Genomic DNA, 16,357 nt, shown 5'->3' on the forward strand with positions numbered 1-16,357 from the left:
TTTCCAAATATACAAAAATATTATTACGATGTTATCGTAAATGGTATATAAATAAATTAATTACGATTCAATCGTATGTTGTTGAGCATATTTTTAACATCTGTTCTCATTTCCCGGATAGCCGTGCTCTCTACTTTCGGTTCTTTTTTCAGTACGGCGTCAGCCGCTTTGATAAACTTATCTTCCTGAAAGAAAGTAGGTTCCGAGTAAAGTTTGGTAAGCAGATAATACGGATAGATCCGTTCCGGTAACATATCGATCGCATGCAGCAATAAATTTTCCGCTTTTTGATAGTTTCCCATCGACTGCTCATTTTTTGCCGCCATATAATGTATCATCGGATCACCGCTCAACTTCATTGCCCGTTCCAACAATCGGTTCGCTTCTTTAAACCGTTCCGATTTGCTGAGGCACTGTGCTGCCTCGAACAGCAACTCCGGTTTATGTCCCATCAACGGCACCAGTTCCTCATATCCTTCACCTGCCGCCTCATAAGCCTTACTATTATACAATATCTTCAACGTATTCCATTTTTTATATCCTTCATAATACCCTTTCTGCTGCCGGAAAATCCACCCGCAACATATAGCCAGCACCCCTATCATAGCGACAGAAAGTATCTTCCTCCCCTCTCGAGAGGGGGTAGGGGGTGTGTCAGCGTCAACCGGAGTATTACTATTAGCCACCCCCATCAACACCACCAACACCACCCAGAACTCCGGCAACTGCAACGGATACGCCGCCAGGCTGAACACCATCAGCGCCAATATCCCTCCGGCCGCTCCCACCTGTCTGTTTTTCACCCCCCGGAACAAAGAATAGCTTAACAACAATACAAAAACCATTAAACCCACCAGCCCCTGTTCCAAACCTATTTGTAAGAATTCATTAAATCCGTATTCCGGACATCCGGCAACCATCATCTCTGTCTCCGAAGCCTTTCCCGAAGTGAAATACTCCGCCTGTGCTTCTGCATAACCAGCCGGAAACCCACCCGTCCCGGTTCCTGTCCAGGGTTGTTCCCTGATCGCTTGCCCCGTCACTTTCCATAAAAGTAGCCGGCCATTGGCAGAATCTTTCTTTAGCAGATAAATACCCGCCAATGAACCGGCTATGGAGATCAGGATCAAAATAGAAGATACGATAGTTAAGGTCCGGTTTCCATTAATGTATCTTTTAGTCTTTTCCCATCCGATCCGTTGCACCCAATACACCCATCCGCATGAAACGGCAGCCGCTATCCATGCCGTCCGGCTCATCCCGGCAGGAAGCACGACAATGATCGCCAGCAAACCGATCCATCCCAGGTAATGCAGATAAATCTTTGTTTGCCGTAGGATCATCCACAGGCAAACCGGCAATACGATTGCGAGATACCCCGAATAAGGCCCCGGATTATAAAAATCCCCGGTCAGCTTGAATAAGGAATGGTTAGATCCCTCGAATCCATGTAACTGTCGCATCCCCGACACGGCTTCAATCCCTCCGGTCGCAACAACCACCGCCAGGAAAAATAGTTGTAACTGCGGCCATCCGGTCAATATGAACCGCAGCAGAAACCACAATACGACTAATTGCCCGCCAAACAACATTTTCTCCGGTTCGGGATCCAGTTGCCGGTTATAAGTAAGTGCAACGATAACCGCCAAAACCAGCACCAATCCGTCTGCGACCGAAAAGACAAACGGTTTTGCCGGTTTCGTCAGAACAGCCGCCGCCAGACTGCATGCCGCCAGCAGCAACATCGCCAGATGAAACCAAAGAACTTTCCCTGTAACCAGTCCGTTAGCCAACCCTGTGTTGGTGGCAAAAACGGTGCACAGCAGAAAAATTCCGCTGATGGCGAGTAATGAGTAACTTATCTTAATCATAATTAATATATCCTCATGCTGTCATTTTCCAGAAAAAATGCCCGCTGATTATACATATGTATCGGTATATATAGCCATAATAAAGCATTTTCCGGGATATTGTTATAAGTTAATGTCGTGTCGGTCTCCGATATATATTTTAGAGAGACAAAACTTTTGCTTTGCGTATCCCAGTAAGATAATGTATGCGGTTCCTTATAACCTGCCGGACGTTTGTGTATCGTATAAGACCTCTTCTTTTGCACCTCGGGGATGAATTTATGTATTTCTCCCTCTGTGCTGACATAAAATGGGGCTGTTATAAACCGTAGGGAGTTTTTGTCCGGAACATCTGCTACCATGAATATATTATCTCCAACGACATCGTTAAAATAACAGATCGAATCTTTTCTGTAACCAAGAGCTATGTCAGTCCATTTATTATAGTTGAAATTGCATAAATAAACCTGATTACTGTGTTTATTCTCTTTTAGATCTATGTCGATAGCGACTTTTATAGTGGTAGGCTTATCCAGATATTCAGTTGTAACATCCTGTATTAACGGACTTTTAAAATAAACTGCATAGCCATCGTCGTTTTTTCCGTAATCAGCAGTGAAAAACGGATCAAACCGCTGGCGATAGACTTTGGCAGGTCTAAGACTACGTGTTTCAGAAAATGATCGGGCATGAGTACCCGGTGCCAGATTTTCTCCAAAACTATGAAAGTGTCCGTTATCCAGCACGGCACACCAGCAATGTCCCCGATCCATTTTTACCCAGGTTGTCTGATCTATGGTAACGGGAATACCGACAGATCGCATAACATATGCTATGAAATTGCATAAGCCATCACAAGTGCCGATTCCCGAACGATATGTTTCGTCGATAGTCGGATATAAGTCGAGCCCGGTATCTTGATATCTAACTATTTTTTCTATCTTATTACGCAGTACGATACAAGCATCCAATGGCGTTTTTACATTCGCAGAGTCCAGTAGGGGAAGGAAACGGTCCATCAATTCTTTCCTCAGATTCGAGACTTCTTCATATTGTGCCCGATAAGGAAGGATATATCTGCAGAAGTCCGTAAATGAAATATCTTTTGCCCAGGGTTTTTTCCAGACGTTGAAAGCCAGTTCTATATTGTTTATAAGAAAGCGGCTGTCAATTGCCGATATGTCGTATTTATTATGTGTTTCAATTCTATATCCTTTGCCGGCTAAAGAGTCGCAATGCTTTTTCACAGCTTGAAACCCATCGAAAGCTGTAATATCCGGTCTATATTTTTCTTTTCCGGAGGAAGTATAATATTGTTCCCGTGTGAAATGATAAGGCATATTTTCGATCAGGAAACGGGCGGCAGCTAGCTTTGTCGAATCCTTTTTATAATGGTCGAGTACTTTTTCAAGCTCCTGCCGGTTTTCTTTCGCACGCTCAAGAGCCTGTTCCAGTTTTTTATCGTACTGTGAACTACAAGCCATTAATAAGATGGCTACTAAGATCTTTATACTTGTTGTAAATAAATTTTTCATGATTTTTGGTTTTAATGAATGACTTTTAAAAAGCGGTTCCAGCGAAACTTATCTGTATACGGGTCAACTGATTTCCAGATGATCCAGGCTTTTCCAACGATATATTCTTCAGGCAGTAATCCCCAATAGCGCGAATCCTGCGAGTTCATGCCGTTATCGCCTGCCATAAAATAGTAGTTTTTCTGAAAGCGGTAACCGTTGATTGGAGTCCCGTTCAGAAAAATTGTCGAGTCCTTATATTGAAGGCTTCCTTGTTGTTCCCATTCGATCAGTTTCCTATATAACCGGCAGTTTGTTTGATTCAACGTGATGGAATCTCCTTTTCCGGGAATATATAACGGTCCAAAATCTTTGATATTCCAGCTAATGATACTGTCGAATGGAAAACTATGAAATATACCATCCTCAAACTGTTCAGTTGTTGCGATTTTATTTTGTGATTCCATATTACCGAGAGACGTTTCTATGCCTTTCACATGAAAAAAGCCGTTTTGGATGGACAAAGTATCACTCGGTAATCCTACACATCGCTTGATGTAATATTTGAGAATATGCATTTCGATTTTATTCCAACTGTTTGGATGTGGGAAGTTAAATACGAGAATATCATTTCGTTGAATCTTTTTGATCCCTGGAATACGATAAATCTCTGTTTGTTCGTTTCGCATGGAAGCAAATAGGTTGAATACACGTGGTCCTATTGTTGGTTTTAAAACCAATATATTGTCACCGATTGTCAATTCCGGTTCCATGGAATCGCTGGGTATTTTGAAAGAAGAGAACAAGAACACTTGTAGCGTAAACCATAAAACAGTGACCATACATGACCAAAAGACGATGTCAACCGCTTTATTGATTAGATTGCGTATATGCTTCTGTTTCTTCATATAATAAAAAAGTTATTAACCAGATTAATTTGCTAGGGGATCTCCAAAAGGAGTCTGAAAAGATTTCTTCAGATTCAATCTCTTGGGTTATCGATGAAAATTCTATTGTGTGTTCACTTAATTGCTGCAAGAAAAAGAAAGAATAGACTGAAGGTTATATAAAATGGTATTAGAGTATTCATGTTATTGATTATTTTTTTAGATTATTATATGCCTTTATTAGGATTAATAAACATTCCCTTTCAGTGTGTATTTTATAGTCTTGTTGTTACTGCATTTTATTGTAACTAATTCATGGAAAAATCCTCTACTATAAGGCTCTATTAGTATTTTTACTTTTGTACTATCACCTTTATTTATGGGTTTCTTATCGTATGTGTATTTGGTGCATTTGCAAGTAGTATTTATTTCAGATATAACAATAGGGTTGTTCTCATTATTATGTATATTTAGTGTGATTGTTTTTTTCTTTGATATGTTGAGTTTTCCTAAATCAATTTCATTGATAGTGGTTTTTTTATTATTATAGTTGTTTGATAAACACTCAGGGCTTATTATTTGTTTCAAATATAACTCTTTTACTGAAATGCTAAATATCGGATTGCCAACAATAACTATATTGTTATCTTGATCAAGTAAAAAAGTCTGTAATTCAATGTCTTTTGGAAAATTATTCGCCTTGTTGAATAAGTCATTTTTGTCAAAGCAAACAGGGTAATCAAATTCACTTTCTTCTAAAATGTAATTTATTTCTTTGTAGTTGTTAGAATTTATAATAAAAACAAACGAGATGTTATTTTGAGAAACATTACTGAATTCATTTATTAAATCTTTCCAAAGATGCATTTTTAATTTACAAGCGATACATCCAATGGAATCAATATAGGTTACTAATTTAAATTTCTTTTTTAAATTCAATGTTTCTTTCTTTTGAGATTTGTGATTGACAAATTGAATATTAGAAGGGAAAATAATGTTTTTTCCAATCAGTTTTGGTAAAATAGATTTATTAGTTTTGTTTTCAATGTTGCAACTACAAATTGAAAAGATTAATATAATATATAAATATAGATGTTTCATGCTTTATAAATTACTGGTAAGTTTGATTTTTTGAAAACAAAGGACGTCATCGCTATAATTAGGGTTTTTGAAATGACTACAGCTAATATATAACCCATCTTTTCTAATTAAGTGAGCTGTTGGTACATAAGTGAACTCAGGAAATAATTTTTCTCCTATAATATTTAGATCTTTATCTAAGATTACAATCGTGAATAGCTTTTTTCCATAACGTGTAATTTCCAAATAACTATCTTTTGAGTCAACTTCTGTTTGTGGACATGCAAAACGATAATATACGTTTCTGTATTTATCAAATATAATATCTTCATATGTGGCTTCTTCACATCCTGCTTTTAGTATTTTGTTAAAATCATTATTGTTTAATCTATTTACTTTTACTTCTGGTATGTATTTACTTTTAACTTGCCTCTTTTCAACTTTTTTATGATCAAGAGAAGTTTTATAAATAATATCACTATAAAGAAACGAATAAATGAAATTTTCTCCGTCAAAAATACGTCTATACTGATATCCAAATCCAGCATTCGTTCCCAGATCTTCTAATGAAATGATTTTTGGATACTTTAATGGTGTTAATTCTATTGTGTTATTAGTTGTATCAATGATGGCTGATATACTACTTTTTTCCATTATTTCACTTCCATATGTTCTATTTAAATTTTGTGTAATGTAGAATTTATTATCAATTAATTCCATTCTTCCTAATGTATTTAGAACCCTAGTTAAAGGTTCTCCATTTTGTGCTTTTGAAAAATCAATTTTATTGATAATATTCCCATTCCCATCACTTTTATACAAGAAGGTAGTATATGGACTTAATAAGTAAATCTCATTTAAATTTTTAATATAGAAGTCGTTAATGTATCCAACAATACTGTTATCACCTTCTGTATTATATACTATTTTTTTATATATTTCTCCCTTTGAAATGTTGTATATAATTAATTGTGGTGTTTGTTTATTTACAAAAGCGATATATTCTGAACTGTCGAATTGATAGTAAGATATGTTATTTAAAGGAATATATGTGCTATCATCCAAATGTATATTTAAATATTCATTTGTTGCTTCCAAATCGTAAACAAATATATCAGTTTTTTTGTTTTTTTGATTGCAAGAGATAAAAAATATGAATGATAATATGTATAATAGTGTTTTCATATAAATCTGTAATTTAATAGAGAAAAGGCTGAATAGAAAGCTTGTCGCACTTGTTTTCAGTGTTTTATGATTGTAACAGCTTTTTATTCAGCCCGATATTCATTTTACATACCGCATGGGCATCCTAGACCAAAACCGTTATCACATTTTATGTAATTTCGGTCTTCCCAATAACAATTGAAACCACCTTCTCCTCTAGCTAATGCTTCTACATTAGCCAACGCCAAATCCGATAATTCTACTTCATTTTTGCTCTGGTTGAAGTTCCAGCTGGCTGTTAGAGCCATAGCAGCGATAATAGCTACCCCTAAGATCTTTTTTTTCATGATCTTTCTCTACTTTAAGTTATAATTTAGTTTATTTTCTATCTTTACTTATTATTTAAGCTCGGATAGTTTAATGATATTTTCTGTTGTGTCAGTTATATTTCCATCATGTACTTACCTTTCTGATCACCGAACGTTTCCCTTTATCTCAACCTTGACAGGTAAGTTGTTAATACTATTGTACTTAATTGTTATGACTTCATCGAAGAATCCTGTATCCTTTGGTGTCATCTTGATTCCCACGCGAAGGATTTCTCCGGGTTTCGTAGGTCGTTTGTCATACGTAGCTGCTGTGCAGCCACAGGTGGTGCTTGCGTCTACTATCACGAGGGGACTATCCCCTGTATTTTTAACCTCTATGGTTGTTTCTTTTATTTCAGATTTGTCGAAAGTACCAAAGTTAATTTCTGAAGGTGTGACTTTGGCAGTCGTTTTCGGTATGCTTTTATTGGGATTGTCTTTACCTGTAATCTGTTTCAAGTAAAGATCTTTCACTACTGTGTTGTGTATGGGATTTCCCAGAACAACTATTTTATTATTTTTATTCAGCAAGAATGTTTGAAAAGTTATATCTGCCGGAAACTTGTTTAACTTGTTTAATCGGTCATCAAAATCAATGCAGACAGGATGATCAAAACCATCACGTTTTAACAGATAACGTATTTCTTTTGTATCCTTCGGGTGTAAAAAGAAAAGGAAAGTAACTTTTCTTTGTGCTACTGAATTAGTGTATTCAATCAATTCTATCCATTTATGTAGTTGTAGCTTACAACTGGTACAACCTATTGAATCGACATATACTAATACTTTATATTCTGATTGCGGAATTTGAAAATCAGTTGTGTCTGTCAGATAACGGGTAAAAATAAGGTTGTCAGGAAATTTGATCTCTTTTCCCTGCCATTCAGTTACCAATTCCATAATTTGCTTTTCTTTCTCTTTCTGCTCGCTTTTACAGGAAAAGAAGATTGGTAATAATACTAGTATGATTAGATTTAAAGTTTTCATCTTGTCCTTTAAATTTTAAATTCTATAATCGGATCATCACTTTCAACCTCGGTTGCGACGATTGTATTTGTTTTTTCGTTTATATCAATGCCATATATCGCTCTGTCAAGAGTGTATTTTTGAACAGGATTACCCTGTAAGTCGAAAACATAGATGAACCGACTTCCATCTTCCGGCTCTTTTCCTCGTTGATAGGCTGCTAGCATTTCTTTAAATTTTACTCCTTGAAATACAGCATAAATATGTTTATCTGTTACTTTTATGTCACTAAATCCCATAATGCCTATAGGGATACTTGAGCCATTTTTGCCTATTTTGAATTCAGGTTCTCCTTCCGGACCATACAAAACTTTATGAGTGTTGTCTTTTAAATTGTAAATTTCTAATGTTTCCCCTAGTTGCGTAGCCATAGCCAGTATGCCATTGTCTGGATTGTAATCCATAAAACTACGCCATGCCTGTGCTAATGCCGGACGGGATATTTCTTTATCGGCTGTTTCGCTGGGTATTTTACCTTTGCTTTGGAGCGGTTGACCATTGTTGTCTACTTCCCAAAAACGGTGCTCTCCCAGATAGTCCGGAATCAAAAAGCCCGATTCCATCGCATAAAAGTCTAGCGAACGGACTAATTTCTTATTTAATTTAATCTCCTCTACCCGCTCCGCAGAACCGGTAGAAGGAGTGATTTTCCAACGTGTAATCTCCATCTTGTTGGCATCGAGTGTCCACAAAGAGTCCAGAGAGTTAAATCGGATGTTTTCTGCTGATAACATCTCTTCCGGGGCTTCCCCACGTTTTCCAAACGAAACAACGTGTTTCCAGCCCGGATAGGTAAAGGCATGTAAGTAATGATCCATATTATGTAAATCCATTACTACCGCTATACTATCCCTGACCGCCACCCGGAACGGGTAGCGGAGCAGGATAGTATCCAGAGGAATTATCTGGGCACGTATTGCTTTCTCCTCGGGAAAAGTTGTATAACGGGGGTAGTGCGTACCGGGGGAACCGGTACAACAAATCAAGCCTTTTGTAATGACTATACCTATTAATATGTATAGGAGATGTTTCATGAATGCTAGTCTAAGCTGTAGTCATCGACAATATATTTTACTTTATTGCCACTGGGACAGTCAAGAGAACCAGTACCACGACAAAACCACATACTAGTTCCACCTTCACCAGCGGCCAAGGCTTCTATATTGTCCAAAGCTACATCTGATAAGGAAGTGTTTTTTTCTTCCATGAGATAAATACCTCCTGCTAGAAGTATTCCCATTACTGTTACTTTAATAAGAGTTCGTTTCATTGTTCTTTAATATTTTGTTCGCAAATGTATAGGAGGTCCCGTAAAAGACCAAATATTTGCACTGACATTTCACTGACAGCCTGAAATAGACCTGTTTTTGATCTGTTTGTACAAATTTATGCTTCAGATAGAGTAAGATTGCTTACTTTTGTAAGTAGTAATCTAAAAGAGTAAATAATGATTTTGCTAGTAAAAAAGAAGCTATTTGTTGGATGCTTGTCTCTGTGCATGTTGATGCTGCTTATCTATTTCGGATATATATTTAGCGAAAGACGAAAGTCTGTATTATCAGATATTCGTAGTCTATGCAACGAAGTTATACATCAAGATAAGGAAAATAGATTGCTAGAAACGGGTTCACAGTCTTTTTCTGGATACAGGTCGCTAGCAAGTGATAGTTCTACTATTTCATACTCTGGTGCTCAGGTGGAGAAGGTCGCTAAAAATACCAATTCTTCTGATTTAATAACTGAAGAAAAGCAGTATAGAGTTGATCAATCTTTCCTTTTAATGGAGAATCCTATTGATGTGGTAGTTTTGGACAGTCTGTTTAACTTGGCTTTACAACAGGGTGGCATGATCAATGTACATGCTGCATTGGCTTATACTGCAAATGATGATCAAACGGTTTACAGTAATCCGGATTTGACTTTTTATAAGTCTGCTTGTGCTTTGCCACCAATTACTACAGGTGTAAAAGATGAAATTGTCTTACAGCCCTATGTAGAGATACCTTTTTATTGTGTGATTAATAGGAGCAAAGGACATTTCATTATTGTCGGAGTTATCTTTTGTCTTCTTTTGGGTCTCTTAATTGCTACCAGGTATAGTAAGAAATTTGCGACGCCGGTTTGTGAAGAGCCCAGAAAGTTGATAAAAATCAAGGAAAATATACTGTTTGATGAGGGCAAAGGTATTCTTTATTTTAATGTTGATATTAAGGTGTCGCTTGAAAATTATAAACTGAAACTTTTTATTTTATTATTGAATAGTCCTGAACATTTTCAAACTTCAGAAGATATAAAGAAGATCGTTTGGGGAAAAACAGGGGCGACAAATGATACATTAAATACAACAATCAAAAGACTGCGAGCCGACTTGAAACCAATTCCGGATCTTAAGATTGTGCATGAAAACGGAGGGTATCGCTTGGAGATCCTCTAAGATCTTACCACCATATCTGTGTACCGTTCTCATAAGTGAATATTCGTTCTTCATTTCCTCTGCTGTGGTTATGGAGTAAATAGAGGGTTTGGGAAGGAATATCGTTGTATGTTACCTGCTCTTTATCTGCAATAACTTTTCCGGCAGATTCCCATTCTCCGGCTTCAGACCAATACATTAGTTCATAGGTATCGCCAATACGGATATTATTATCGTCATTTCTGAACTGATAATAAATAGTCGTTACTTTCTGAGGTCTTTCCAGGCTTAAGCCCGCCCAGGCCCCGTTGGGTTCTTTAGCATCATAAAATGTTAGCGGATCGTTATCGAATACCGCTTTCTTGGTCCGGTTCGGATCGTTTTGAAAAGAACCTTCCGTCCCTATAATTTCTCCTTCTAATGGTTTATCGCTTTTAGCTGTATAAAATCTGACTTCAGCCATATTGCAGCAACCATCTGTTCCTGACAGATACCGGAGGTATTTGAATTGTCCTGACTCCCAGATATTGATGATGTAAGAGTTCATTGTCGCTTCATGTGTAATGGTATATAGTGTGACTGAGTCTTTGAAATCAATGCGGTTAGCTCCCTGGAACTTTCCGTTCAATGTTCTTTTCTTATACCAGAACCACCATTTAGGGATGGAGTGCTTACGTGTTAAAGTCATATTTTGCCGATGTTCATAATCTGCTTTCAGAAAGTGCGTTTTGCCATTGTCCCCGACAATAAAAGGATCTGATGCCGGGACAAATACATTATTCTGATAATAACCTGCCATATATGCAATTCCGGATTCCAAATGTGTAAATACACCTTTATTGTTGTTTATCTCGGTCCAGGCTACTGGTATCCAGTTTTTGTTATCGAAAACACTGAGATATAGTATTTTCTCCTTTTTGTTCCTGTTGGAGATTATAATGTTTGCTTTATCCTCGAAATATAGGTCGGATACGTTTTTCATGAATACACTGCTTAGAGTGGAGGGTATCGGTTTGTTCCTGTAAACTATGGGTAAGCTGCTTTTTTGTACGGAAAAGCATTTCCGGTAAATGATTCCCCTTTTTATCTCTGTCCCGGGATCGGGCTTTGAGCCGGGGCGCAGGTCGTATAACGCAAATTCGGTGTGTTTTCCGGCCGTATTAGTTACATAATTCCAGGAATGCCCTTTGTGCATTCTGTCGGGATGCTGGAGAATAAAGTCGATGCCTCCTGAGATACCCAATGCACGCATGATATAAACACTTAAATCACATCGGTCGTCACATGTCCCGAATCTGTTGTCTAATAAGGCTGTTGCCCCTAAATGTGGAAACTGATGTTTATAATTAAAGACCCAGGTTTGCTGTTCTATATGATCAAAAATGATTTTGCATGCTTTGACAGGGTCATTGTCTGTGTGTGATGAGTCCAAAAGTGGTTGGTAACGGTTATAATAAGTTTCTCTCCAGTCTTCTAATGGCTCATCTCCAATCCGGTACGGGAGTATTGTTTCGCAGAAATCGTCAAATGAGATGTATTTGCCCCATGGTCTTTCCTTCCAGACTTTAAAAGACAGATCTATATTCTTTATCAGATAGTCGGCAGTAATAATATGGGCATCATAAACTTTCCTGAATGTACTGTAAGAGAGTATCCCGAAACGTTTTTGGGCAATTCGTATTGCTTCGTCATCAGAGCATTTATTTTCTATAGCAATCTTATATAGATTGTTTTTATATTGATTGAGTTGTTCACTTTCATATGAAAAGTAAAACGGCATATTTTCAATTAAGAATTTTGCTGCTTTGAGTTTAAGCGAATCATTTTCGTAATGCTTCAATACTTTTTCCAGTTCGCTTCTGTTTTCTCCGGCAAATTTTAGAGCTTCATTCAATTGTTCCCTGTCCGATGGTCCGCAGGAAAATATAATGATCGCCAATAGTATGAAAATGAAATTTCTCATGTATACATTATTTGCGTGCAAATAAACATATTAAGTTCCATTCTCCCGGCTTTTAGTTAATGACATTTCACTGACAGTATTGATTTAAAAAGCTTTTGACTGGTTTGTTTTATTTTCTGACGCATCAGTATATACATATTTGCATTCTGCAAATACTGGTGTTTGCACTATCTTATCTTACAAATCCGTTTCATTGAAATCGTGGTGTGTCAATTGTCAAAAAGGTGTTTATTATGCTATATTTGCATTAAATAGATTAATAATAAGCAGATAAACTTACGAGTGCGTTTTTAGAAATGGCCGTTTTAGTAAATTTTCTTATACATTATTTAACATAGAGCTTTCTATACTCGTTTTTTCGGTCAAATCGAATTTCGTTTAAACAAAAATTCATCTCGTTTTAAACGAATATTTTTTCAGTTTAACCGAGATAGGAGTTCGGTTTAATAGAGAAAAATGTTAAATATGCTTGAATTTTAAATAGTTTGCGTGTTTTTGAGCTCCGAATAGTATGTTTTTGGGCATGTTTTTTCTACAGAAGGCGTCTGGTAATGAGATGGAATGATCTTTCATGAATTGCTTATAAATCAATATTAGAGAATAAAAAGTCGTAATAATTCCTATATTCCTTTCGGAATTAATCATTTGTTCTCCTTTTGTTGGAAATAGGATATAAGCGAACGTTTGGAGAATGGCTTGAAAAATTCCTTGTTCGTCCTCAGGTTCATATATTCAAGCTATGAAGTACTTATAATGTCATTTTGATAAAAAGGAGAACAGGGATAACGAAGTGATTACTTTGAAGCTGCTTGTAATTAATCAGGGTGAATGATATCTACAATTAAATTATCGGAATCGTTTTTATCATGAATGTTGTCAACAAAAAGTATGATGCCGTTATTGATTATATTCCATCCCGTGTAAGGGTTGAATCTGTTCGAGGCTAATTTACTTTCATATACTTTTTTGAAAGACTTGCCAAATAGCATCAGATACAAATCGCGTTCATATGCTATTGTTTCTAAATTTTTATGGGTGTCGAAGGCTGTACCGGCAAAATGTAAACGTGCATACATTTGATATTCCGGAATATACATTACATCGAAGAAATGCGGATTTTCAATGCCATGTATCTGCCATTTTGAATAATCTGTCGTTGAAGGACATTTGTTGGCTTTGTTGGAGGTGAATTGGCTGCTTGCATCAATAGTTGTTCGTTCTCCTGTAAGTGTATTGAGGGTATAAAGATCTTTTAATTAGTAGGGTATGAGACAATATCGAATAAATCTTCACCTTCAGAATTCATATGATTTCGTATAAGATATATCTTGTTTGAATGTTCATCCACATAAAACTGTCCGGATATATCATCTGTAAAATCGTAAGAATTGATAAACTTACCATTCCAGTCGATTTGAATTATCTTCTGTTTGCCATCGGGGTATTCCGGTTTGTATTCAACCCTTAGCAGGTAACAATACTTTGTTGTTGAATATGCACGGATGATGCCTGCATATCCTTCCCGTAGATCCAGCATTTTGGCCTCTGCATTTATGCTGGGAACACAATTTTCTGAGAAACAGAAGGTCTTTATACGACTCCCTTCCAGATCATACACATGAAACAGGTCAAAGAAGTACATTCCGGCGATAACTCTGTTTTGTTTTGCATTCAGGGCCAGAACCGGGGCGTATGTGTAGTTATAGTCTGATAACGGAGCATTTAATTCCGGAAAGTAATCAGCCTCAGCGGTTGTTCCTTTGTTTCTGTTGTAGACGAAAAACATTTTCTTTTCTTTGGGATTTACTTTCCTTCCTACTATAAAGTTCTCCGATAGGTTCAGTTCGCTACTGCCGAAGAGTGATTCGGGATATTGGGTATAGTCCTGCAATTTTAGACTGTCGATATCTGTTTTTATTTTAATAATCCGCTGTAAGTTTACATCTTCGATCAATACGTTAGGATTGTCTGTAGATAAAATGAAGCTGGGAGAGACAAGATCATCCGGGCCGTTTCCAACAGGTCCCAAAGAGGCAATGACTTCTTTGGTATTTGTATTAATGACTGTCAGGCACGTGTCTGACTTAACCAGTATGACAAACATCAGAGAGTCGGTGAGCCTGATACTGATCGGATATTTATCATCAAAAGTATAAATAACTTCAGCCGAGTCTAAAGGTGTAGACGCTGATAAGTCGATATAGGAAAATTGTTTTTGGGACTGATTGCAAGATAGCAATATAAAGACAATGAAGAAGTAGATTATATTTTTCATGGAGACTGTTTGAATTTGTACAAAGATATTGAATTTATTATGTTAGTCGAAGTTATAGGCGCTTTATTTCAAAGGTGATTCATGCTTTTATTGTAAAGAGTGAAGCATTGATTTTATTACCGAAGCCGGTTTCACCCTTCATAATGCGATGTAGAGGATGTCATTCTCATTTTTTGTTATACATTTGTAATGCTTATCACATATGATATTTGGAGATGAATAGTAAAGAATTGCAACTCATAGTGAAATGTGGAGAAACCAGTACGGTCCAGTTCAAGGAACGTTTCTCTAATCAAGATAGTATTGCAGCCGAAATGGTTGCTATGTCGAATGCACGTGGAGGTATGATTCTGTTTGGTATCAGAGATAAGACAGGGGAAATTATCGGATTATCTTATCAGGAGATACAACAAATAAATTCAATGTTAGCTAATATTGCTACAAACTTGTTACGTCCAGTTATTTACATACAAACCGAAACTATCATAATAGAAGATCGTTCTATTCTTGTTGCTCATATTGATGAAGGAGACAATAAACCTTATAAAGATTTAGGTGGGGCTATTTGGATAAAGCAAGGATCAGATAAACGCAAAGTGATGGAAAATAGTGAAATAATTCGCTTATTCCAATGTTCAGGAATGTTGTATGCCGATGAACAACCTATTCTTTTTACTTCAGATAGAGATGTCAACAGTAATGTATTGGATGAATTTGTGCGTAAAGAATATGGGCGTGAGATAGATACATTTGGTATTCCATATACAGAACTGTTACAAAACCTAAATATAGTTAGAGATGGAAAAATGACTTTAGCAGGTCTGTTGTTTTTCGGAAAAAATCCTCAGCAGTACCGCCCTACTTTTGTAATAAAAGCAGTCGCTTTTTGGGGGAATGATATAGCAGGGATTAGCTATAGGGATAGTAAAGATATTTCAGGTACTTTGCCAGAAATATTTGATAAAGGTATGTCTTTTTTAAAAGCTAATCTCCGTAATATACAGGCTGGACAAGGGTTTAATTCTATTGGTAAACTGGAAGTTTCGGAGATAGCTTTGGAAGAGATACTCCAAAATGCACTTGTACACCGTGATTATACAAAAAATGCTCCGGTGAGATTACTTATTTTTGATAACCGTATAGAGATTATCAGTCCGGGATGTCTTCCGGATGGACTGACAGTTGAAAATATAAAGTTTGGAAATGCCGTTGTTCGTAATCCATTTATTGCTAATTTTTGTGCAAAAACAATGCCTTATCGTGGTTTAGGTTCAGGGATTATACGTGCATTAAAAGAGGAACCAAATTTAAAGTTTATCAATGATTTTGATGGTGTACAATTCATATCTGTTATTGAACGGCCATATAATGAGGGAATAAATGAGGGAATAAATGAGGGAATAAATGAGGGAATAAATGAAATAGAAACTCTTATTCTTACTTTCTTAGAAAAGAATCCTGGAATTAAAGTGAAAGATATATCCAAATATATCAATAAAGGTATTGCAACGACGGAACGTTATATCAAATCTTTGAAAGAAAAGGGATTAGTGGTGTATGTGGGAGCCCGTAAAACAGGGGGGTACTATAAAAAATAAGATGTTTAATATTAATAATGGATTGCATTCCATCTTATGTAAGGAATGAAAAAACGGAAGCAGCTTATCATTTACTGAAAAGTTTCGATAGTTTTGGGTAGTGTAAAATAAACTGTGTCACGCATTATTTATCTCTAGAAAACTCATCGGTCGGGGAACGGCCCGCGCCAAGGGGCGGGACCACCCGTCCCGACGAGCGTAAAATTACAATAATTTAAA

The 16,357-nt window shown here is 36.6% G+C and carries 13 protein-coding genes; 2 read left to right on the forward strand and 11 right to left on the reverse strand.

From position 1 onward, the window contains the following. Positions 1-56 precede the first annotated feature (56 nt). The 9 genes from NBH14_RS11535 to NBH14_RS11575 all read right to left on the reverse strand — a co-directional run bounded on the left by NBH14_RS11535 (position 57) and on the right by NBH14_RS11575 (position 9,159). Positions 57-1,871 (reverse strand): O-antigen ligase family protein, encoded by a 1,815-nt coding sequence (locus NBH14_RS11535; protein WP_186958392.1) that lies wholly within the window; start codon positions 1,869-1,871, stop codon positions 57-59. Positions 1,872-1,873: 2 nt separating this feature from the next. Further along, positions 1,874-3,385, reverse strand: a complete 1,512-nt coding sequence (locus tag NBH14_RS11540; protein ID WP_186958391.1) for a transglutaminase domain-containing protein — start codon at positions 3,383-3,385, stop codon at positions 1,874-1,876. An 11-nt stretch (positions 3,386-3,396) separates the two neighbouring features. Then, positions 3,397-4,272: a signal peptidase I gene (gene lepB, locus NBH14_RS11545; RefSeq protein ID WP_010801529.1), complete on the reverse strand. Its 876-nt coding sequence runs from the start codon at positions 4,270-4,272 to the stop codon at positions 3,397-3,399. Between the two features lie 225 nt (positions 4,273-4,497). Continuing rightward, a complete protein-coding gene (locus NBH14_RS11550; protein WP_010801530.1) occupies positions 4,498-5,352 on the reverse strand; it encodes a DUF1573 domain-containing protein in 855 nt (284 codons plus the stop codon). A 3-nt stretch (positions 5,353-5,355) separates the two neighbouring features. Continuing rightward, complete coding sequence (locus tag NBH14_RS11555; RefSeq protein ID WP_186958390.1) at positions 5,356-6,516, reverse strand: DUF4221 family protein; 1,161 nt, start codon at positions 6,514-6,516, stop codon at positions 5,356-5,358. 104 nt (positions 6,517-6,620) lie between these two features. After that, the gene (locus NBH14_RS11560; RefSeq protein WP_010801532.1) at positions 6,621-6,842 is read right to left on the reverse strand and encodes an NVEALA domain-containing protein; all 222 of its coding nucleotides are present in this window, start codon (positions 6,840-6,842) and stop codon (positions 6,621-6,623) included. 126 nt (positions 6,843-6,968) lie between these two features. Next, positions 6,969-7,850, reverse strand: coding sequence for a DUF1573 domain-containing protein (locus NBH14_RS11565; RefSeq protein WP_186958389.1), 882 nt, complete (start codon positions 7,848-7,850; stop codon positions 6,969-6,971). An 8-nt stretch (positions 7,851-7,858) separates the two neighbouring features. Next, positions 7,859-8,923, reverse strand: coding sequence for a BF3164 family lipoprotein (locus tag NBH14_RS11570; RefSeq protein ID WP_186958388.1), 1,065 nt, complete (start codon positions 8,921-8,923; stop codon positions 7,859-7,861). A gap of 5 nt (positions 8,924-8,928) precedes the next feature. After that, positions 8,929-9,159 (reverse strand): NVEALA domain-containing protein, encoded by a 231-nt coding sequence (locus tag NBH14_RS11575; RefSeq protein ID WP_016213073.1) that lies wholly within the window; start codon positions 9,157-9,159, stop codon positions 8,929-8,931. 177 nt (positions 9,160-9,336) lie between these two features. On the opposite strand from NBH14_RS11575, the gene NBH14_RS11580 reads away from it, so the two are divergent. After that, the gene (locus tag NBH14_RS11580) at positions 9,337-10,323 is read left to right on the forward strand and encodes a winged helix-turn-helix domain-containing protein (RefSeq protein WP_186958387.1); all 987 of its coding nucleotides are present in this window, start codon (positions 9,337-9,339) and stop codon (positions 10,321-10,323) included. A 4-nt stretch (positions 10,324-10,327) separates the two neighbouring features. Here NBH14_RS11580 and NBH14_RS11585 read toward each other — a convergent pair whose 3' ends face one another. Next, a complete protein-coding gene (locus NBH14_RS11585; protein ID WP_186958386.1) occupies positions 10,328-12,265 on the reverse strand; it encodes a discoidin domain-containing protein in 1,938 nt (645 codons plus the stop codon). Between the two features lie 1,252 nt (positions 12,266-13,517). Continuing rightward, positions 13,518-14,540: a BF3164 family lipoprotein gene (locus NBH14_RS11590; protein ID WP_250817442.1), complete on the reverse strand. Its 1,023-nt coding sequence runs from the start codon at positions 14,538-14,540 to the stop codon at positions 13,518-13,520. A gap of 215 nt (positions 14,541-14,755) precedes the next feature. Here NBH14_RS11590 and NBH14_RS11595 point away from each other — a divergent pair, with 215 nt between their 5' ends. After that, complete coding sequence (locus tag NBH14_RS11595; protein ID WP_186958385.1) at positions 14,756-16,138, forward strand: RNA-binding domain-containing protein; 1,383 nt, start codon at positions 14,756-14,758, stop codon at positions 16,136-16,138. The last annotated feature ends 219 nt before the right edge of the window (positions 16,139-16,357 follow it).

This window comes from Parabacteroides caecihominis, assembly GCF_023656785.1.
GTDB lineage: Bacteria > Bacteroidota > Bacteroidia > Bacteroidales > Tannerellaceae > Parabacteroides > Parabacteroides segnis.

Bases quoted from the DNA above. Each gene is read 5' to 3' on its own strand.
- NBH14_RS11570 (WP_186958388.1), bottom strand. From the start codon at position 8,923: ATGAAACATCTCCTATACATATTAATAGGTATAGTCATTACAAAAGGC.
- NBH14_RS11585 (WP_186958386.1), bottom strand. From the start codon at position 12,265: ATGAGAAATTTCATTTTCATACTATTGGCGATCATTATATTTTCCTGC.
- NBH14_RS11575 (WP_016213073.1), bottom strand. From the start codon at position 9,159: ATGAAACGAACTCTTATTAAAGTAACAGTAATGGGAATACTTCTAGCA.
- NBH14_RS11560 (WP_010801532.1), bottom strand. From the start codon at position 6,842: ATGAAAAAAAAGATCTTAGGGGTAGCTATTATCGCTGCTATGGCTCTA.
- NBH14_RS11540 (WP_186958391.1), bottom strand. From the start codon at position 3,385: ATGAAAAATTTATTTACAACAAGTATAAAGATCTTAGTAGCCATCTTA.
- NBH14_RS11565 (WP_186958389.1), bottom strand. From the start codon at position 7,850: ATGAAAACTTTAAATCTAATCATACTAGTATTATTACCAATCTTCTTT.
- NBH14_RS11595 (WP_186958385.1), top strand. From the start codon at position 14,756: ATGAATAGTAAAGAATTGCAACTCATAGTGAAATGTGGAGAAACCAGT.
- NBH14_RS11580 (WP_186958387.1), top strand. From the start codon at position 9,337: ATGATTTTGCTAGTAAAAAAGAAGCTATTTGTTGGATGCTTGTCTCTG.
- lepB (WP_010801529.1), bottom strand. From the start codon at position 4,272: ATGAAGAAACAGAAGCATATACGCAATCTAATCAATAAAGCGGTTGAC.
- NBH14_RS11590 (WP_250817442.1), bottom strand. From the start codon at position 14,540: ATGAAAAATATAATCTACTTCTTCATTGTCTTTATATTGCTATCTTGC.
- NBH14_RS11550 (WP_010801530.1), bottom strand. From the start codon at position 5,352: ATGAAACATCTATATTTATATATTATATTAATCTTTTCAATTTGTAGT.
- NBH14_RS11535 (WP_186958392.1), bottom strand. From the start codon at position 1,871: ATGATTAAGATAAGTTACTCATTACTCGCCATCAGCGGAATTTTTCTG.
- NBH14_RS11555 (WP_186958390.1), bottom strand. From the start codon at position 6,516: ATGAAAACACTATTATACATATTATCATTCATATTTTTTATCTCTTGC.